Source organism: Gilliamella sp. X-46 (genome assembly GCF_057063525.1).
In genome coordinates this window covers 25,670-44,145 of the sequence record NZ_JBXSQH010000018.1, presented here as the reverse complement: position 1 = coordinate 44,145, position 18,476 = coordinate 25,670, and the positions used below count along the sequence as shown (strand labels likewise).

Annotated in this window: 19 protein-coding genes and 1 rRNA gene; 18 read left to right on the top strand and 2 right to left on the bottom strand. The window is 33.8% G+C overall.

Features of this window, described 5'->3' with window-relative positions; all coding sequences use genetic code 11:
• Positions 1-2: 2 nt before the first annotated feature.
• The 13 genes from rrf (at position 3) to gltP (ending at position 12,375) form a co-directional block, all read left to right on the top strand.
• Positions 3-118, top strand: a 5S ribosomal RNA gene (gene rrf, locus ACYIAJ_RS09885).
• Positions 119-165: 47 nt separating this feature from the next.
• A complete protein-coding gene (locus tag ACYIAJ_RS09880; protein WP_483560107.1) occupies positions 166-312 on the top strand; it encodes a hypothetical protein in 147 nt (48 codons plus the stop codon).
• 184 nt (positions 313-496) lie between these two features.
• Positions 497-661 (top strand): YgjV family protein, encoded by a 165-nt coding sequence (locus ACYIAJ_RS09875; protein ID WP_483560108.1) that lies wholly within the window; start codon positions 497-499, stop codon positions 659-661.
• A gap of 162 nt (positions 662-823) precedes the next feature.
• Positions 824-1,396 (top strand): RNA pyrophosphohydrolase, encoded by a 573-nt coding sequence (gene rppH / locus ACYIAJ_RS09870; protein ID WP_483560109.1) that lies wholly within the window; start codon positions 824-826, stop codon positions 1,394-1,396.
• Positions 1,393-2,262 (top strand): prolipoprotein diacylglyceryl transferase, encoded by an 870-nt coding sequence (gene lgt / locus ACYIAJ_RS09865; protein ID WP_483560111.1) that lies wholly within the window; start codon positions 1,393-1,395, stop codon positions 2,260-2,262. The genes rppH and lgt overlap by 4 nt, the downstream gene beginning before the upstream one ends.
• Positions 2,259-3,053 carry a thymidylate synthase gene (thyA, locus tag ACYIAJ_RS09860; protein WP_483560113.1) on the top strand — a complete coding sequence of 265 codons (795 nt, stop codon included), beginning with the start codon at positions 2,259-2,261 and terminating at the stop codon, positions 3,051-3,053. The genes lgt and thyA overlap by 4 nt, the downstream gene beginning before the upstream one ends.
• 246 nt (positions 3,054-3,299) lie before the next feature.
• Positions 3,300-4,250 carry an LpxL/LpxP family Kdo(2)-lipid IV(A) lauroyl/palmitoleoyl acyltransferase gene (lpxL, locus tag ACYIAJ_RS09855; RefSeq protein ID WP_483560115.1) on the top strand — a complete coding sequence of 317 codons (951 nt, stop codon included), beginning with the start codon at positions 3,300-3,302 and terminating at the stop codon, positions 4,248-4,250.
• A 47-nt stretch (positions 4,251-4,297) separates the two neighbouring features.
• Entirely contained in the window at positions 4,298-5,380 is a 1,083-nt protein-coding gene (gene rlmM, locus ACYIAJ_RS09850; protein ID WP_483560117.1) for a 23S rRNA (cytidine(2498)-2'-O)-methyltransferase RlmM, read from the top strand.
• 20 nt (positions 5,381-5,400) lie between these two features.
• Positions 5,401-7,245: a penicillin-binding protein activator gene (locus ACYIAJ_RS09845; protein ID WP_483560118.1), complete on the top strand. Its 1,845-nt coding sequence runs from the start codon at positions 5,401-5,403 to the stop codon at positions 7,243-7,245.
• Complete coding sequence (locus ACYIAJ_RS09840) at positions 7,211-7,582, top strand: YraN family protein (RefSeq protein ID WP_483560120.1); 372 nt, start codon at positions 7,211-7,213, stop codon at positions 7,580-7,582. The genes ACYIAJ_RS09845 and ACYIAJ_RS09840 overlap by 35 nt, the downstream gene beginning before the upstream one ends.
• A gap of 17 nt (positions 7,583-7,599) precedes the next feature.
• Complete coding sequence (locus tag ACYIAJ_RS09835) at positions 7,600-8,178, top strand: SIS domain-containing protein (protein ID WP_160403447.1); 579 nt, start codon at positions 7,600-7,602, stop codon at positions 8,176-8,178.
• 98 nt (positions 8,179-8,276) lie between these two features.
• Positions 8,277-10,973, top strand: a complete 2,697-nt coding sequence (gene gyrA / locus ACYIAJ_RS09830; RefSeq protein WP_483564717.1) for a DNA topoisomerase (ATP-hydrolyzing) subunit A — start codon at positions 8,277-8,279, stop codon at positions 10,971-10,973.
• 79 nt (positions 10,974-11,052) lie between these two features.
• Positions 11,053-12,375, top strand: a complete 1,323-nt coding sequence (gene gltP / locus ACYIAJ_RS09825; protein ID WP_483564716.1) for a glutamate/aspartate:proton symporter GltP — start codon at positions 11,053-11,055, stop codon at positions 12,373-12,375.
• Between the two features lie 147 nt (positions 12,376-12,522).
• Here the strand turns inward: gltP and rpmG are convergent, their stop codons facing one another.
• Both rpmG and rpmB read right to left on the bottom strand, forming a co-directional pair.
• On the bottom strand, positions 12,523-12,690 hold the full coding sequence (gene rpmG, locus ACYIAJ_RS09820; RefSeq protein WP_034884348.1) for a 50S ribosomal protein L33: 168 nt from the start codon (positions 12,688-12,690) through the stop codon (positions 12,523-12,525).
• Between the two features lie 15 nt (positions 12,691-12,705).
• Complete coding sequence (gene rpmB, locus ACYIAJ_RS09815) at positions 12,706-12,942, bottom strand: 50S ribosomal protein L28 (RefSeq protein WP_034884345.1); 237 nt, start codon at positions 12,940-12,942, stop codon at positions 12,706-12,708.
• A 392-nt stretch (positions 12,943-13,334) separates the two neighbouring features.
• On the opposite strand from rpmB, the gene aroE reads away from it, so the two are divergent.
• The 5 genes from aroE to argA all read left to right on the top strand — a co-directional run bounded on the left by aroE (position 13,335) and on the right by argA (position 18,429).
• Positions 13,335-14,165 (top strand): shikimate dehydrogenase, encoded by an 831-nt coding sequence (aroE, locus tag ACYIAJ_RS09810; protein ID WP_483560126.1) that lies wholly within the window; start codon positions 13,335-13,337, stop codon positions 14,163-14,165.
• A 149-nt stretch (positions 14,166-14,314) separates the two neighbouring features.
• Positions 14,315-14,668 (top strand): Aca2/YdiL-like domain-containing protein, encoded by a 354-nt coding sequence (locus ACYIAJ_RS09805; protein ID WP_483560128.1) that lies wholly within the window; start codon positions 14,315-14,317, stop codon positions 14,666-14,668.
• Between the two features lie 209 nt (positions 14,669-14,877).
• On the top strand, positions 14,878-15,390 hold the full coding sequence (gene aroL / locus ACYIAJ_RS09800; protein ID WP_483560130.1) for a shikimate kinase AroL: 513 nt from the start codon (positions 14,878-14,880) through the stop codon (positions 15,388-15,390).
• A gap of 226 nt (positions 15,391-15,616) precedes the next feature.
• Entirely contained in the window at positions 15,617-16,816 is a 1,200-nt protein-coding gene (locus ACYIAJ_RS09795) for an MFS transporter (RefSeq protein WP_483560132.1), read from the top strand.
• A gap of 284 nt (positions 16,817-17,100) precedes the next feature.
• The gene (gene argA / locus ACYIAJ_RS09790; RefSeq protein WP_483560133.1) at positions 17,101-18,429 is read left to right on the top strand and encodes an amino-acid N-acetyltransferase; all 1,329 of its coding nucleotides are present in this window, start codon (positions 17,101-17,103) and stop codon (positions 18,427-18,429) included.
• The last annotated feature ends 47 nt before the right edge of the window (positions 18,430-18,476 follow it).

The following is an 18,476-nucleotide window of genomic DNA, read 5'->3' as shown; positions in this document are numbered from 1 at the left end:
TGTCTGGCGGTAATAGCGCGGTGGTCCCACCTGACCCCATGCCGAACTCAGAAGTGAAACGCCGTAGTGCCGATGGTAGTGTGGGTATTACCCATGTGAGAGTAGGGTGCCGCCAGACTTTTAAATTAGAGAGAGCCCAGCAGTCATGCTGGGCTTTTTTGCTTTATGGATAGTCTGAAATTTTTATATGAGTCTGCTAGTGTAAATTTTGTTGAAAAATATACGACAATTCTACAATTAATGGGTATGTTAGGTTATTTTGTAGGCATTATTACTTTTTTACAACGTAATGATAATGCTTTTAGATGGTAATTGGCCATTGTTAATGTTCATTATAACTCTTCACTTTTATTTATTGGGGCCAGAATCATATCCTGCAGCAGTACTGAATATTGTAAATATATTTAGAAATATTGCTTCTGCTTACTAAAAATATGTTTGCGATATTTTCTTTTATTGCTTTAATGCGGATATTTTATTTTCTTACCACACCTGATTGGATGTAATTTATTCATTATTTTCAATTTTAGGTACTATATTGGTGACTATTGTACTGTTCCGTTTACAACAGCAAAATAGGCGATTGATTATATTGTTAAGTAGTGTTTTATGGATTATTTATAGCCTTGTGGATAGGATCTTTAGGCAGCATAGCTATTGAAGTAACATTTGCTATAATTAATACTGTTACAATTATTAAATTATTGAAAAAATAACCTATATGAGAAAGCATATTTGCTCAATTAAGTCATTTTTCTATTTATTTATTGCTCCATGTATGAAACAATTTAACTATATAAAAATAGATTTCTTGAGGTAGTCAGTGATCGATAATGATGGCTACCGTCCAAACGTAGGAATAGTTATTTGTAACAGGTATGGTCAAGTACTTTGGGCTCGTCGTTATGGGCAAAATTCTTGGCAGTTTCCTCAGGGCGGAATAAAACAAAACGAAACGCCTGAGCAGGCAATGTTTCGTGAATTAAATGAAGAAGTTGGTTTATTATCAAAAGATGTAAAAATTTTATCCGTTACTAATGGTTGGTTGCGATATAGGTTACCTAAAAGGATGATCCGTTGGGAAAACCAACCAGTTTGTATTGGACAAAAGCAAAAATGGTTCTTATTAGAATTAATATCAGATCCATCAGTAGTTAATCTCAATGCATCTTCTACTCCTGAATTTGATGATTGGAAATGGGTTAATTATTGGTATCCTATTCGACAGGTTATTGCTTTTAAAAGAGACGTTTATAGAAAAGCAATGAAAGAATTTTCTTCCTCTGTTTTTGCTATACAGACCGAATTAGATGCACCAATTATTAGTATTCCTAAAAAGAAAAAATTTAATTTCTTTATACATAAACGAAAAAATAAAAAGCGTATTAAAAAATGAATCAATATTTGCGATTTCCTGATTTTGATCCAATAGCTTTCTCTATTGGCCCTATATCACTCCATTGGTATGGAGCAATGTATTTATTTGGCGTCCTGGGTGCTCTTTACTTAGCTAAGCGTCGAGCAAATAAACCAAATAGTAAATGGACGCCACAAGAGGTTGAAAATTTATTATTTTGGGGGTTTTTGGGGCTATTTATTGGCGGTAGATTAGGCTATGTCTTCTTCTATAACTTTGATACGTTTATTAAAGATCCTGTAATTTTATTTAAAGTTTGGGAAGGAGGTATGTCTTTCCACGGCGGTTTGATTGGCGCTATTTGTGTTATTGCTATTTTTGCTAAGAAGACAAAGAAAACTTTTATGCAAGTAGGTGATTTTGTTGCTCCTCTTGTCCCAATAGGCTTAATGTTTGGGCGATTTGGTAATTTTATTAATGGAGAACTTTGGGGAAGAGTAACTAATTCGTCTATTGGTATGTTATTTCCAACATCATCGCATGCTGATTTTATGTTTGTTCAGTCTCATCCTGAATGGTTTTCACTTTACTCTCAATTAAACGGTATTTTACCAAGACATCCGTCACAACTTTATGAAATGGCATTTGAAGGAATTATACTATTTGTAATATTAAATATTTTTATTCTAAAACCAAGGCCTACAGGTGCTGTATCTGGGTTATTTTTACTTTGCTATGGTTTATTTAGATTTGTTATAGAGTTTTTTAGACAACCTGACGAACAACTAGGTTTATTTTTAAATATTATCAGTATGGGACAAATTTTATGTTTACCGATGATTATTGGTGGTATTTTAATTTTTTTATTTGCGTATAGGTTTGACAAGAAGGCAAAAGCACGATGAAACAATATTTAGAGTTAATGCAAAAAATTTTAGATGAAGGTACACTTAAATCAGATCGAACTGGTACCGGTACATTATCTATTTTTGGTCATCAAATGCGATTTAATTTGCAAGAAGGTTTTCCTCTTATTACAACTAAAAAATGCCATTTACGTTCAATTATCCATGAGTTGCTTTGGTTTCTAAAAGGCGATACGAATATCAAGTATCTAAAAGACAACAAAGTCACAATTTGGGATGAATGGGCTGATGCTAATGGTGATTTAGGTCCTATTTATGGTAAACAATGGCGAGCATGGGGTACAGCTGATGGTCGTAAAATAGATCAAATTTCACAATTAATTGAACAAATTAAAATTGATCCTGATTCTAGACGCATGATTATTTCTGCCTGGAATGTTGGGGAATTAGATCAAATGGCTTTAGCCCCATGTCATGCTTTTTTCCAATTTTATGTTACAGATGGTAAACTTTCTTGCCAGCTTTATCAGCGTTCTTGTGACGTATTTTTAGGACTACCATTTAATATCGCTAGCTATTCATTGTTAGTTCACATGATTGCACAGCAATGTGAATTGCAAGTAGGTGATTTTGTTTGGACTGGAGGGGACACACATCTTTACTCTAATCATATGCAACAAACCCATTTACAATTAAGTCGTGAGCCAAGAGCATTACCCAAATTAGTAATTAAACGTAAACCTTCAACAATTTTTGATTATGTATTTGAAGATTTTGAAATTGTTGGTTATGATCCGCATCCTGCAATCAAAGCCCCTGTTGCTGTTTGATCTTTTGTGAAAAGTTTCGGGAAAATATGTATTTTAGTATAAAAGTAGGAAGTGCTAAGAACTGATCATAATGAGTAATTCTCATTATTCGCTATGATCTTCTACTTTAAATATAAATCGATTCTAACTTTTGTTACTGAATGATAATATAAAGTTGTAAGTTAACCTTGTTGATTTTTCTGCCCCTAAAATCAGGATATGGTATATAATAATCAACTTTATTATTAACAATAACTTGATCTTAATATGAGTCAAAATCAAGAAATTCGCCCTATCTTTACTAAATGCTTACTGCACCCTCGTTATTGGTTAACATGGTTTGGTATCGGTATTTTGTATTTAATTCTACTGTTTCCATATCCAATTATTTATCAATTGGGGAAAGGATTAGGTTTACTTTCAATGAAATTAATTGGCAAACGAAAAGAAACGGCGAGCCAAAACCTTAAACTTTGTTTTCCTGAAAAAACACAACAAGAACGTGACCAGATGTTACGTGAAAATTTTATTTCGACCGGTTTGGCTATTTTTGAGACAGGTATGGCTTGGTTTTGGTCAGATAAACGGCTTGCCAAGCGCGTTTCTATTGTTGGCGACTTTCATATTAAAAAGGTGCAACAATCAGGTCAAGGCGTTCTGCTCATAGGTATTCATTTTTTAACATTAGAATTAGGTGCACGTATTTTAGGAATGAGCCATCCAGGTGTGGGTGTTTATCGACCAAATGATAATCCCGTAATGGATTATGTTCAGCTTAAAGGTCGACTTAAGTCAAACAAATATATGTTAGACCGTCATAATACAAAGGGTATGATCCGAGCACTAAAAAATGGTGAATTGCTTTGGTATGCGCCGGATCATGATTATGGCCCTAAAAATAGTGTATTTGCGCCTCTATTTTCAGTAGAAAAAGCAGCAACAACCGTTGGTACACGCATATTAGTTAAATTAGGTCAGCCTGCTATTATCCCATTCACACCTAAGCGTGAAAAAAGTGGACATTACACAGTTTATGTGACTTCCGAGCTTAAAGGCTATCCAATAGATGATGACGTACGTGCTGCTACTTTTATGAATAAAGCTATTGAACAAGAAATTTTAAAAGCACCTGAACAATATATGTGGTTACATCGACGATTTAAAACTCGTCCAAAAGGGGAAGCACCTTTATATACCGATAATGTTCAATCTGATTGATGTGATTGTTGCTTATTATGGTGGTTTAATAAATTTAATATACAATTATGCAAAAATTAAATAAGATCGTTTTATATTGTCGTTGTGGGTTTGAAAAAGAGTGTGCTGCTGAAATCACAGATAGGGCCGTGCAAAGAGAAATATATGGCTTTGCTAAAGTTAAAGAAAACAGTGGTTATGTTGTTTTTGAATGCTATCAAGATGGAGGTGCGCAATTATTAATAAAAAAATTGGCTTTTCGTACATTAATTTTTGCGAGACAAATGTTTGTATCGGGTGATTTATTAACAGATTTGCCGAATAATGATCGTATCTCTCCCATTATTGATGCATTATCTGGCATTATAGATAAAGCTGGGGATCTGCGTGTAGAAGTTGCCGATACTAATGATGGCAAGGCACTTTCCGGTTTTTGTCGTAAATTTACAGTTCCTCTTCGCCAGGCATTACGAAGTAAATGTATTTTATTAAAAGCTGAAAACCCATCAAGACCTGTTATTCACTTATTTTTTATCAATAGCAATAGTTGTTATGTTGGTTATTCACTGAGTCAAAATAATTCACCTTTTTATATGGGGATTCCAAGGCTAAAATTTCCAACCGATGCACCAAGCCGTTCTACGTTAAAATTAGAAGAAGCCTTTCATATTTTTATTCCTTATGAAGAATGGGATGAACGATTAAAAGGTGGTTTGAATGCGGTTGACTTGGGAGCTTGTCCTGGAGGTTGGACTTATCAGCTAGTAAAAAGAAGCATGATGGTTTATGCCATTGATAATGGACCGATGAATGAGAAACTGATGGAAACAGGACAAGTTAAACATTATCGTGAAGATGGCTTCAAATTTGTACCTAAAAAGCATAATATTTACTGGTTGGTTTGTGATATGGTTGAAAAGCCGGCAAAAGTAACAGAATTAATAGCCAAATGGCTAATTAATGGTTGGTGTAGAGAGACTATTTTTAATCTCAAATTACCAATGAAAAAACGTTATGAAGAAGTAAAACAAAGTTTACAATTACTAAACAACGAACTAAATAATAAAAACATTAATGTACAAATTCAGGCTAAACAGCTTTATCATGATCGAGAAGAAGTGACCGTTCATGTGCAACGAATTTGGGGATAACAACTTACAAGAGAATAGGTATGAATTTAAAACGCTCTTTTTGTGCTATGTTAATAATGCCATTGTTTGCGATTTTGGTGGGATGTGCTTTAGAAATATCAAAGAAATCCTTTAACTTTGATGAGCATCAAAACTCTAATTACTATTTGTCACAAGCAGATAATAGCACTGGTTCTACTAAAGTTAATTGGCAATTATTAGCTATTCGAGCTTTGATAAAAGAAAATAAATTTTCTCAAGCCAATGTACTATTATCAAATTTGCCTCTTAATCTTAATACTGAGCAGCAAAAAGAAAAGTTATTGTCAGAAGGTGAAATTGCTGTAAAAAAAAGACAATCATTTGACCTTAATAAATTCGCTATTTCAGATTTGAATAACTCACAGCTATATCGTTATTATACGATTAAATTAGGTTTGGATATAAACAGTAAGGATATTAATGCTCAAGCTCACGATTATCTTCAATTAGAAAAATATGTAACAGAAGTCGAAAAAAGGCAATTATTAAATAATACATGGAATTTTTTCCGTAAGTTAAAATCTGATAAAATCAGCAAAGTTTTAGTCGGTGAAAATGAAACAACACTACAAGGCTGGGTTGACTTAGCTTATACTTATCAAAATAATAACCAAGCAATTGTTTCACAAGATGATGATACTCCAGACACTATTGCAACAAAATCTGAAAATCAAAAACAGTTATTGAAACAAGCTGTCAACAACTGGGCTACACAATATCCAGATCATCCAGCTAAAGAGATTATTTCGATATTGACTGGTGAACAAACACTTTCTGTTGATGCTAATGCAAAAAAAGTTGCTTTATTGTTACCATTAAATGGTTCTTCACGTATATTTGGTGAAACTATTCGCCAAGGTTATATGAATGCTATAAAAATTTTTCCACAAGAACCACAACAAAATGTGATTGTACTTGATACAACTAGTGCATCCATGGATACTTTAATCCAGCAAGCCCAGGAAGATAATGTTGAATTAGTTGTAGGGCCTCTATTAAAAGATGAAGTGGCTAAAATAAAAGAGCTAGCTCCCGCTATTCCTATTTTAGCTTTAAATAAAGTTGATAATGAGACTACCTCTGTTAATAAAATGTGTTTTTTTGCATTATCTCCTGAAGATGAAGCAAAAGATGCGGCAAACCATATTTATTCTCAAAATAGAGTAAAACCGTTATTATTAGTGCCGCAAACTGATTTAGGACAACGTGTTGCACAAAGTTTTGCAGCACAGTGGTCGCAATTATCGGCGAATAATTCACAAGCTTACGTGCAATATTTTGGAAACACTACAACATTAAGCGCCAATATGAATCGTAATATCGGTATTACTCTTACCGGTAATCCTATATTGATTAATGATATGCCATCAGTGGAAATATCTGCGGGATTTGATGCTATTTATGTTTATTCTTCATATGATGAGTTAACATTGATAAAACCAATGCTTGATATGGGGGCAAATAAAACTATTGGCAATTCATCAGCAGTCATGCTCTATACAAGTTCAAAAAGTCATATAGCCAATTCTTCTAAAGATTTTAATTATGATATGAATAAAACTGAATATGCAGAAATTCCTATGATTATGGAGCAAAAGGATAATGTGAATACAAACATACCTAACAATATTCAGAAAGACTATTCATTAATGCGCTTGTATGCAATGGGAATTGATGCGTGGAGACTCGCTAATCGGTTCAATCAGCTTAATTCATATCAACCTAATTTTTTAGATGGTATGACAGGAAAACTATCAACAAGTGCTCAATGTGAAGTGACTCGCTCGCTTTCTTGGCAGCAATATACTTATGGTGAAGCCAAATCTGATTCAAAAAGCGAATAAAAAACAAATCGGCGAGCATTATGAAAATATTGCTTGCCAATATCTACTTAAACAGGGACTTATACTTCTTGCTCATAATATCCAATTTCGCTTTGGTGAACTCGATTTAATTATGTTAGATAACAAATGCCTTGTTTTTATTGAAGTGCGTTATCGAAAAAATGCAAATTTTGGTGATGCTGAAATGACTGTGACACTAAATAAACAACATAAAATCAAGCAGGCTGCTCAACAGTGGATGATCGAACAAAATTTAAATATTGAGGATACAGAGTTTAGATTTGATGTTTTTGCTATTACAGGTAAAAGTCAAAAGTGGATTATTAATGCATTTTAATTTTTAGGTGAAAAGGCGTGCAAGATTTAATTAAAAATTATTTTACTGAAAGTATTCAAACTCAAATTGTGATGGCTGAATCGCTCGGTTACTCTATTGAAAAAGCAGCAAATATTATTGTTGAGAGTTTACTTAACGGTAATAAGATTATGAGCTGTGGTAATGGTTCATCTGCTGCTAATGTACAAAGCTTTACTTCACGTTTAATCACCAGTATTAATATCGAAAGACCAAGTATTCCAGCAATAGCTTTAGTCTCGGACAATGTTTTGTTAAGTGCTATAGCTAATCATGAAGAAATTTATGCGCGTCAAATTCAAGCATTAGGTCAACAAAGTGATGTCTTAATTATAGCAACTTGCCAAGGAAATAGCCGAGCCATCATTCGTGCTGTTCAAGAAGCGGTAATTAAGGATATGAAAATCGTTGCATTAACTGCTTTTGATGGCGGTGAAGTTATTGGTTTACTTGGGCAAAATGACATTGAAATAAGAGTTCCATCTTATAAAAAAGTGATGGCTTACGAAATGCACGCCATGATTTTAAATTGCTTATGCCAATTAATTGAAAATACGTTGTTTATTCATAGCGAATAAGTTGAAATAAAAACAGTTTAGTTCTGCATTAATAGCGATTTTTATGCTATAATTATATACTGTTTTGATGAGTTAAATTAATAAGAGAACATGGTGTTATGACCGAACTAGCCAAAGAAATAACCCCCGTTAATATTGAAGATGAGTTAAAATCCTCTTATCTTGATTATGCAATGTCTGTCATTGTTGGGCGTGCTTTACCTGATGTCCGTGATGGTTTAAAGCCTGTTCACAGGCGAGTTTTATTTGCTATGCATGAAGCGGGATATGATTGGAATAAACCTTATCGAAAGTCTGCTCGTGTTGTTGGGGATGTAATCGGTAAATATCATCCACATGGTGACTCGGCGGTTTATGACACAATTGTACGTATGGCTCAACCATTTTCATTGCGCTATATGTTAGTTGATGGTCAAGGTAACTTCGGTTCTGTTGATGGTGATTCAGCTGCTGCAATGCGTTATACCGAAATTCGTATGCAAAAGTTTGCAGGGGCATTATTGACTGATCTTGATAAAGAAACAGTTGATTTTTCACCTAATTATGATGGTTCAGAAATGATTCCAGATGTGTTACCAACGCGAATTCCTAACTTATTAATTAATGGAGCATCAGGAATTGCTGTTGGTATGGCGACTAACATCCCTCCTCACAATTTATCTGAAGTCATTAATGGCTGCTTGGCTTTTATTGAAGACGAAAATATTTCGGTTGATGGTTTAATGGAGTATATCCATGGGCCTGATTTTCCAACAGCAGCATTGATTAATGGCCGAAAAGGCATTGAGAATGCTTATCGTACTGGTCGTGGTATTATCTATATTCGTTCTAAAGCAACTATCGAAGTTGATGACCATTCAGGACGAGAAACAATCATTATTAATGAAATCCCGTATCAAGTTAACAAGAAAAAATTGATCGAAAAAATAGCCGAATTAGTCAAGGATAAAAAAATAGAAGGTATTTCGGCATTACGCGATGAATCTGATAAAGATGGTATGCGTATCGTTATTGAAATAAAACGTGATGCGGTTGGCGAAGTTGTTTTAAATAACCTTTTTTCGTTGACTCAATTGCAAGTTTCATTCGGTATCAATATGGTGGCTTTACATAAAGGTCAACCCAAACTATTAAACTTGCGTGAAATGATTGAAGCTTTTGTACTTCATCGCCGTGAAGTAGTTACTCGACGAACTATTTATGAACTACGTAAAGCACGTGAACGTGCTCATGTGTTAGAAGGTTTGGCAATTGCACTTGCTAATATTGATCCTGTTATTGAATTAATTCGTGCAGCTGCAACACCAGGTGAAGCAAAAGCTAAATTACTGGCTCAAGCTTGGCAACTTGGAAATGTTGCATCAATGTTGGAAAAAGCAGGTGATGATGCAGCTAGACCAGAAGACTTAGCGCCAGAATTTGGCATTCATGATGGACACTATTACCTATCAGATGCACAAGCTCAAGCGATCTTAGATCTTCGCTTACATAGGTTAACAGGACTTGAACATGAAAAAATTCTTGATGAATATAAAGATTTATTAGTTCAAATTGGTGAGTTATTGCATATTTTAGCAAGTTCAGAGCGTTTAATGGAAGTGATTCGAGAAGAACTTGAAGCTATTCGTGACCAGTTCCAAGATGCTAGACGGACCGAAATTACCGCAAGCAGTGCAGATATTAATATTGAAGATCTTATTGCCCAAGAAGATGTCGTTGTTACTCTTTCGCATCAAGGTTATGTAAAATATCAACCGCTTTCAGATTATGAAGCTCAACGTCGTGGTGGTAAAGGTAAATCAGCAACTAAAATTAAAGAAGAAGACTTTGTCGAAAAATTATTAGTTGCTAATACCCATGATACGATTCTTTGTTTCTCAAGTCGTGGTCGATTATATTGGATGAAGGTTTATCAATTACCTGAAGCTAGCCGTGGCTCTCGAGGTCGTCCAATAATAAACTTATTACCGTTGGAAGAAAATGAACGTATTACTGCAATTTTGCCAGTTAGAGAATTTGATGATGAACATTGTGTATTTATGGCTACCGCACAAGGTACAGTTAAGAAAACTTCTTTAATTGAATTTAGCCGTCCACGAAGTGGCGGCATTATTGCGATTAATTTGCGTGATGATGATGAATTGATCGGTGTTGATTTGACTCGTAATGATCCTTCAGCTATGACTGATGATGAAGAAATGAATGATGATATCGTGATAGAAGATGTTGATACTGAAGATAATGAAGTTTCACAATTTTCAACTACTGAGGATATTATGTTATTCTCAGCCAACGGTAAAGTTGTTCGATTCCCTGCGAATAAAGTTCGTTGTATGGGGCGAACTGCTGCGGGTGTTAAAGGTATAAAACTTGATAGTGATGACAAAGTGGTGTCTTTGATAGTACCACGTGGAAATGGAGCAATCTTAACCGCAACCCAAAACGGTTATGGTAAACGTACACAGCAAGAATTGTACCCAACGAAATCACGAGCAACTAAAGGTGTTATTTCTATAAAAGTGAGTGAGCGTAATGGAGCTGTGGTTGGGGCTGTTCAAGTTGATGAAACAGATGAAATCATGTTAATTACAGATGCAGGAACGCTTGTTCGTACTCGAGTTTCAGAAGTTAGTATTGTTGGTCGTAATACTCAAGGGGTTATGCTTATTCGAACAGCTGAAACCGAAAAAGTAGTGGGGTTACAGCGAATCGCTGAAACAGAGGATGATAATGAATCCGAATTATTATCGCAATGTGGAGAGCGGAGTGATTTGGTGCAGGGGACCGAAGAATAATTTTTAATTATAAAAAAGGATTAGTTAATATAACTAATCCTTTTTTATTTAGAATAATTTCGAAAAGGAATAGTATTAGATGATGTTTTTTACAAAGAAAATCTTAACAAATCTTGCATGGCAAATTTTAATTGCTTTGGTTTTAGGGGTTGCGATGGGGGCTTATTTATTTGAGCTTTCTGTGCCATCTCATCCTCTACATTCTTATTATCAGTTTTCGATAGTCAATATTTTCCAACCAGCGGGTGATATTTTTATTCGTTTAATTAAAATGATTGTATTACCTATTATACTCAGCACATTAACACTAGGTATTGCGGGTATTGGTGGCTCGAAACGATTAGGTACATTAGGATTTAAAACAATACTTTATTTTGAGATTATTACAACTATTGCGATTTTGTTAGGTATTTGCTGGGGAAATATTTTTTCACCGGGAGCAGGCATTGATTCATCTACTCTTGCAACCACAGATGTTAGTAAATATGCCAAAGCAGCCGAGGAATTGAGCGGAAAACCACATGGTTTGATTGTTATGATTCTTGATATGATTCCTGCAAATATTTTTAAAGCAATGACTGATGGTGCAATTTTACCGGTTATCTTTTTCTGTGTCTTTTTCGGGTTAGGGCTAATGTCTTTACCAGAAAAACAACGTGAACCATTTCTTTTCTTCTTAAAAGTGATTTCAGATACCATGTTTAAAGTAACTAACATGATTATGCGTTATGCACCAATTGGTGTCTTTTCACTTATTACAGTAACTGTTGCTAAATATGGTTTTGAATCCTTACTGCCTTTATTAAAATTAATTTTGACTGTGTATTCGGCAATGATTATTTTCACATTAGTGATACTAGGTCTCGTTTGTAAACTTTGTCGCTTTAATATTTTTACATTGTTGAAAATTTTAAAAGAAGAGTTGGTAATTGCATTTTCAACTGCTAGTTCTGAAACAGCATTACCGAAGATTATTGAAAAGATGGAAGCTTATGGTGCTCCAAAATCAATAACCAGCTTTGTTATTCCTACAGGCTATTCATTTAATCTTGATGGATCGACACTTTATCAAAGCATAACTGTTATCTTTTTAGCACAGCTATTTAGTATTGATTTAACGATTTTGGATCAAATTATTATTGTTATCACATTAATGATTGCATCTAAAGGGATTGCTGGCGTTCCAGGTGCTTCAATTTTAGTTTTATCAGCAACACTTGGTAGTGTCGGTATACCTCTTGAAGGTATTGGTTATATTATGGGGGTTGAGCGAATCTTAGATATGGGAAGAACTGTAGTTAATGTAGTAGGTAATGCATTAGCTGCAATTGTTATTGCACGTTGGGAACATGTCTTTGACGATAAAAAAGCAAGATCATATGAGCGACAATATTTAAAATAAAATTATTATTTTTTATTTATTTCAAGCTTCAGGTAAAACTGAAGCTTTTTTATTTTTTAAATAGTTATTATGGCAATCAATGAGCAACATTAATCTTAAAAAGATATAAAAAAACCCAGCATTGCTGGGTTTTTTGTTTATTTAGAACTATTTAATTTTAGCTTCTTTATAAACTACATGTTGACGAACTACAGGATCGTATTTTTTGATCTCCATTTTTTCAGGCATAGTTCTTTTGTTTTTGCTAGTGGTATAAAAATGACCTGTACCAGCAGAAGAAACTAATCTAATTTTTTCGCGTACACCTTTTGCCATGATATGGTTTCCTTATTAGTACTTTTCACCACGGGCACGAAGTTCAGCTAAAACTGCATCAATACCCTTTTTATCGATAGTACGCATACCTTTAGCAGATACACGCAATTTTACAAAACGTTTTTCACTCTCAATCCAGAAACGGTGAGTTTGAAGGTTTGGTAGAAAACGGCGTTTAGTAGCGTTCATCGCATGAGAACGATTATTCCCTACTAAAGGGCCTTTTCCTGTTACTTGGCATACTCGTGACATGTCAATAATTCTCCGAAATTTCTATGCTTAAGCCCTGGGCGTAATATGTTAATGGAATTAACCTCGTCAGGCTTTTAGTTTGCTGCAGTTCTATCTGAGAAGCAGTCTAACCTCTCACACTACACCCACAATAATGAGGTAGCGAAGTATACGCTGTTATACGCAAATTCTCAAGCATTATCTTATTTAAGCGAAAAATAAGTTTATTGCCCAAAGGAATATTAGCAAATAGATAACAGTTATTGTCTATTACTACTAAATGATGACTTTTTAATTTTGATTATGTTGATTAAATACAAAAACGGTTTAATTTTATAATAAATATGTTTTAATACTATGCATTATAGATTTTATCTATTTAGGTTTAATTTTCTAATTTTCAAGGAGGTTATATGAACCAGTTTACGCCATATAGTATATACGGCATTATCGGTTATCCTTTAGGACATAGTATGAGCCCTCTTATTCATACTATATCATTTCAAGACAATGGAATTCCTGCAGTTTTAGTTCCTTTTGCTACACCTCCGGAAGATATTGCAACTTTATTTAAATCCATAAGGCTATTAAACATTCGAGGCTTATGTGTCACTATTCCGCATAAACAAACCATTATTCCTTATTTAGATGAAGTAACCGAGCATGTAAAAAAAGCGGGAGCGGCTAATTTGGTTTATTGGCATGGGGATAAACTTTGTGGTGACAATACTGATATTGTTGGATTTATGGAACCGCTTAAAACAAAAAAACTACCTGCAGATTATAACAAAGTATTATTACTTGGTGCAGGGGGAGCTGCTCGCGCAGCTGTTGTTGGGCTACAGGAACTTGGTTATACCGATATTACAGTAACAGATATTGTGGATGATTTACCTAATATGTTAGCTAATGAATTCAATCTTAAAACTATTAAATGGGAAGATCGTAGTAAAGCTGAGGCTCAAATTATTATTAACTCAACACCATTAGGCATGACGGGTAAATTTGAAGATCAAACACCTTATAAACAAGCTTGGTTTAAAGGTAATGGTGTGGCTTATGATATTGTTTATACTCCATATAATACGCGTTTTAGACAAGAAGCAGAACAAGCTGGCTGGGAGTCAATTTCAGGACGTGAAATGTTTATTGGCCAAGCAAATGCTCAGTTTAAAATTTGGACAGGGAAAAATCTTTCTGAACGCGCAAAACAGGCTGTAATTGATGCTTTGACTAAAAAATAATTACTCAAATGGCAAATATGGCTAGTTAATTAGAGTTAGTCATGTTTTCCGCTATTTATATAATTGCTTTGTGATTGCCAAATTAATTGGTCTAAACAAAGCTAATATATCAATTGAATAGTCCAAGAGCATCATAATAAGGAGCATTTATGACTAATTTAGAATTGCAAGCATATCGTCGTTTCTTTATGTTAAAAGTGTCAGAGGCCAGTGAATATATTGGTAAAACAGATATTAATACATGGCATGATTGGGAAAATGGAACAAAACCCATTCCAGAATTTGTTACAACAGCAATGCAAGAGCTAAAAAAGCTTCGAATTGAAAAAATAAATATCATCATCAATAGTATCAATGATCGTGTCGGTAGTAATACTATTCGTTATTTTATGACATACGAAGAGTTTAAAAAGGTAAATATTGACCTTGACATTATTCAGTGGCGATTACATCAATCGATCGCGACAGAGCTCTATTTTCGTGGTCTAGAAAAACTGTGTTAATTGGTTTTATCAAAAAAATTTTAGCACTATTTAAAATCTCTATAATTTTTGTAAAAAATATTTACAGAAATATTTTTAAACGTGATGTTAGATTTCATTAAAAATTATTTTTTAAATTTATTAAATAATATTTAAAATATATTGCAAAATAAGAGCGAATTACTAGCATGGCTAACATATTCTGTAAAGAAAAAAGGACAGAACCCAATATGAATAAAACAATTTTTTTAGTTGGTGCAAGAGCAGCAGGTAAAACAACAATGGGAAAAATGTTAGCAAATAAGCTATCGTTTTCTTTTATTGATACCGACAGCCATTTACTTGAGACTACTCAAAAAACAGTAGCTGAAATTGTTGAAAAAGAAGGTTGGGAAGGATTTAGAGCAAGAGAAAGCCAAGTGCTTGTTGATACAACTAAACCCAATCGTGTCATTGCAACTGGTGGAGGCATGGTATTAGCTGAGCATAACCGCCATTTTATGAAACAAAATGGTACGGTTATCTTTTTATCTGCGCCAGCGGCAACACTAGCTGCTCGTTTAATGAAAGATCCGAATGTTGCTCAAAGACCCTCATTAACGGGTTTATCTATTGCTGATGAAATAGAAAAGGTGTTAGCTGAAAGACTGCCTTTATATCATGATGCTGCGCACCATATAGTGAATGTTGATCAAGATGAAAGCTTGATCCTAGCTAAAATGCTTGAAATGCTTGGAAGTTAATTTAACCTTTTATAACAGATACCACTTAAAAAGTGGTATTTTTATTGGTGATAGACAATAATAAAATTCTATATGACTTTAATTTTATGTCATATTTTTGATATTTTTTAGGAATAAAAAAGATAAAAGTTAAGTAACAAATCTAGACTTACTCTTTTTGCCTAATATTAATACATATATATTGAATAGAACTAAAGTTTTATGTTTTACATATGGAGTATGACAAATGGAAAATCGAAAGGTCAATTCTTATGGAATTGTTGGATCTATTTATGCAAACTATATTATTCAAAGTATTGCGCTAATTGTGATTATGCAATTTTCCCTAGCGCTTTCAAAGCAACTAAATACTGATATAGTTGGGCTTGGTTATGTTGCATCAGGCATAGGAATTGGCAAAATCTTTTTAATGTTCATTGGTGGGGTGCTATCAGATAAATTTGGTAGAAAGTTATTTATTTATCTAGGTATGATCTGTTATGCTATTTTTTTTGTAGGGATCATTTTTTGTACCAACATTCATATAGCTTTTTGTTTAGCGATTGCCGTGGGGGCAGGTAATTCTTTTTTAGATACAGGTTCTATGCCTGCGTTAACTGAATGCTTTCCTGGATCTGCGAGCTCTGCAAGCGTCCTTATAAAAGCTTTTATTTCCATCGGAACGCTAGTTCTACCTTTTATTGTTACTTTTTTTGATACCAACAAAATATGGTATGGTTGGGCGTTTCTTGGTTTTACTGCTTATTTAATCATTAACAGTTTATTATTATTACCTCAACAATTCCCACATAAAGATACGACAATCAAAGGTTGTGAAGGTTCAGTAAACTATTTTACAGGTAATCCTCGATTTGAATTTGAAGGTATTTTACTGATTATCATGGGATTTACTACAACAGCAACATTTGTCATTATTTTACAGTGGTTGCCAACTATCGCTGTTAAAGGTGTTAATATGAACGATATCGATGCAAAACAACTGATTAGCTATTATAGCACCGCATCCATTATCTCGGTATTTGTTACAGCATTTGTGGTTAAACGTTTCTTAAAACCAATATTTTGTATTATTATTCTGCCTGCTTTGTCTGCCTTAGTATTAATTGTGTTTTATTTCAATATTTCGCCAGTCATGTGTGTCATTGCCGCAATTGGCGTAGGGTTTACTGCTGCAGGAGGTGTGTTACAGTTGACTTTGGTTGTAATGCAACAACTGTTCCCTACTCGTAAAGGTCTGGCCGTTGGTTGTATGTATACATTCAGTGGACTATCGTTTGTTGTCATTCCGCGTATAGTGCCAAAATTAGCTATGATCAATGTCAGTTATGCTATTTTAATAGACTTTTTTATTGCAGTATCAAGTGTATTACTTGGATCAATTGTTTTTTATCGTTTTAAGAAGGTCATTGATTTAACAAAAATATAATTTGTAGATCTAAAGTTTAATGTTATGGGGCATGCCAATATGGCATGCTTTTTTTCATACTAACGGTTTTTAAAATTTTAATTTAATCTTTTTAATTAACTATTTAATGTTGGGCTAATTGGCCATTTTTCAATCAGATACTTATCGATTTTCAGTTTTATCTTTTATAAATAGTAAATATTTAGATTGTTGATAGATGCTTAAAATATTACTTGCTATTAGATTAAAAATAAATAAAATTACATTTAATTTGAATAAATATTCATTTTAAGGTGGTTGTAAAAATGCAAGAACGTACAACTGAATTAGTTGATGGATTAAGACATTCAGTACCTTATATTAATGCTCATCATGGAAAAACATTTGTAATTTTGCTCACAGGTGCAGTGTTAAAAAGTAATAATTATTCAAGTATTATCAGTGATATTGGTTTACTCTATAGTCTTGGTATTAAACTTGTTATTGTCAATGGTGCTCGTAATCAGATCGATGAGTCTTTAAAAAACCATCATATTGTACCGAAATATCATAAAAATACGCGCATCACTGATGCAATGACGCTAGACATCATTAAACAAGTTACAGGATCATTACAACTTAATATTACCGCAAGTTTATCGATGAGTTTAAATAATACTCCATTACAAGGTGCTCATATCAGTGTTGTCAGTGGTAATTTTGTAATTGCCCAACCATTGGGTGTAGATGATGGCGTTGATTTTTGTCATACAGGTAAAATTCGAAGAATCAATAACGAGGCGATAGCAGAACAGCTAGCTCGTGGCTCTATTGTGTTATTAGGCCCTGTTGGCGTTTCGGTTACTGGAGAAAGTTTTAATTTAGCATCTGAGGATGTTGCAGCTGAAGTTGCCATTCGCTTAAAAGCGGATAAATTAATCAGCTTTTGTGCAGAACAAGGGGTTTTAGATGAACAAGGTCGTGTCATTACTGACCTTTATCCTGTTGATGCAGATAATTATGTTAATCAAAAAGAACAGCAAGGCAAACATTTATCCAGTGAAGCACGGTTTTTACGCGCGGCATCTAAAGCATGCCGAAGTGGAGTTAGACGAAGCCACTTGGTAAGTTATTTGATTGATGGTTCGATTTTACAAGAATTATTTTCGCGCGATGGAATTGGAACACAAGTTGCAATGGAGCATTCTGAGAAGGTTCGTTCGGCAACGATTAATGATATTGGTGGGATTTTAGAACTTATTCGACCACTGGAAGAACAAGGTGTATTGGTTAAACGATCTCGTGAACAATTAGAAATGGAAATTGATAAATTTACCATTATTGAACGTGATAATATGACAATAGGTTGTGCTGCGCTTTATCCTTACCCTGAAGAAAAAATGGGCGAAATGGCCTGTGTAGCTATTCATCCAGATTATCGTAGCTCTTCTCGGGGGAACGTATTAATTGAAAAGTTAACTGAAAAAGCAACCCAATTAGGATTAGAAAAAATATTTGTTCTCACTACTCGTAGTATTCACTGGTTTAGGGAAAAAGGATTCAATCCAGCAGAGGTAGATGATTTGCCAATTAAAAAAAAGCAACTTTATAATTATCAACGAAATTCAAAAATTTTAATACTTGATATTATTTAGATTTTTTTGATATTAAATATCAAAAAGAGTATTGTTATTAATTAAGA

What these genes read in the sequence shown, in the direction of transcription:
- rlmM (WP_483560117.1), top strand. Translation starts at nt 4,298, where the DNA reads ATGCAAAAATTAAATAAGATCGTTTTATATTGTCGTTGTGGGTTTGAA.
- gltP (WP_483564716.1), top strand. Translation starts at nt 11,053, where the DNA reads ATGATGTTTTTTACAAAGAAAATCTTAACAAATCTTGCATGGCAAATT.
- rpmG (WP_034884348.1), bottom strand. Translation starts at nt 12,690, where the DNA reads ATGGCAAAAGGTGTACGCGAAAAAATTAGATTAGTTTCTTCTGCTGGT.
- rpmB (WP_034884345.1), bottom strand. Translation starts at nt 12,942, where the DNA reads ATGTCACGAGTATGCCAAGTAACAGGAAAAGGCCCTTTAGTAGGGAAT.
- gyrA (WP_483564717.1), top strand. Translation starts at nt 8,277, where the DNA reads ATGACCGAACTAGCCAAAGAAATAACCCCCGTTAATATTGAAGATGAG.
- ACYIAJ_RS09840 (WP_483560120.1), top strand. Translation starts at nt 7,211, where the DNA reads ATGGTGAAGCCAAATCTGATTCAAAAAGCGAATAAAAAACAAATCGGC.
- lpxL (WP_483560115.1), top strand. Translation starts at nt 3,300, where the DNA reads ATGAGTCAAAATCAAGAAATTCGCCCTATCTTTACTAAATGCTTACTG.
- ACYIAJ_RS09845 (WP_483560118.1), top strand. Translation starts at nt 5,401, where the DNA reads ATGAATTTAAAACGCTCTTTTTGTGCTATGTTAATAATGCCATTGTTT.
- ACYIAJ_RS09795 (WP_483560132.1), top strand. Translation starts at nt 15,617, where the DNA reads ATGGAAAATCGAAAGGTCAATTCTTATGGAATTGTTGGATCTATTTAT.
- ACYIAJ_RS09805 (WP_483560128.1), top strand. Translation starts at nt 14,315, where the DNA reads ATGACTAATTTAGAATTGCAAGCATATCGTCGTTTCTTTATGTTAAAA.
- aroE (WP_483560126.1), top strand. Translation starts at nt 13,335, where the DNA reads ATGAACCAGTTTACGCCATATAGTATATACGGCATTATCGGTTATCCT.
- aroL (WP_483560130.1), top strand. Translation starts at nt 14,878, where the DNA reads ATGAATAAAACAATTTTTTTAGTTGGTGCAAGAGCAGCAGGTAAAACA.
- argA (WP_483560133.1), top strand. Translation starts at nt 17,101, where the DNA reads ATGCAAGAACGTACAACTGAATTAGTTGATGGATTAAGACATTCAGTA.
- ACYIAJ_RS09880 (WP_483560107.1), top strand. Translation starts at nt 166, where the DNA reads ATGGATAGTCTGAAATTTTTATATGAGTCTGCTAGTGTAAATTTTGTT.
- thyA (WP_483560113.1), top strand. Translation starts at nt 2,259, where the DNA reads ATGAAACAATATTTAGAGTTAATGCAAAAAATTTTAGATGAAGGTACA.
- lgt (WP_483560111.1), top strand. Translation starts at nt 1,393, where the DNA reads ATGAATCAATATTTGCGATTTCCTGATTTTGATCCAATAGCTTTCTCT.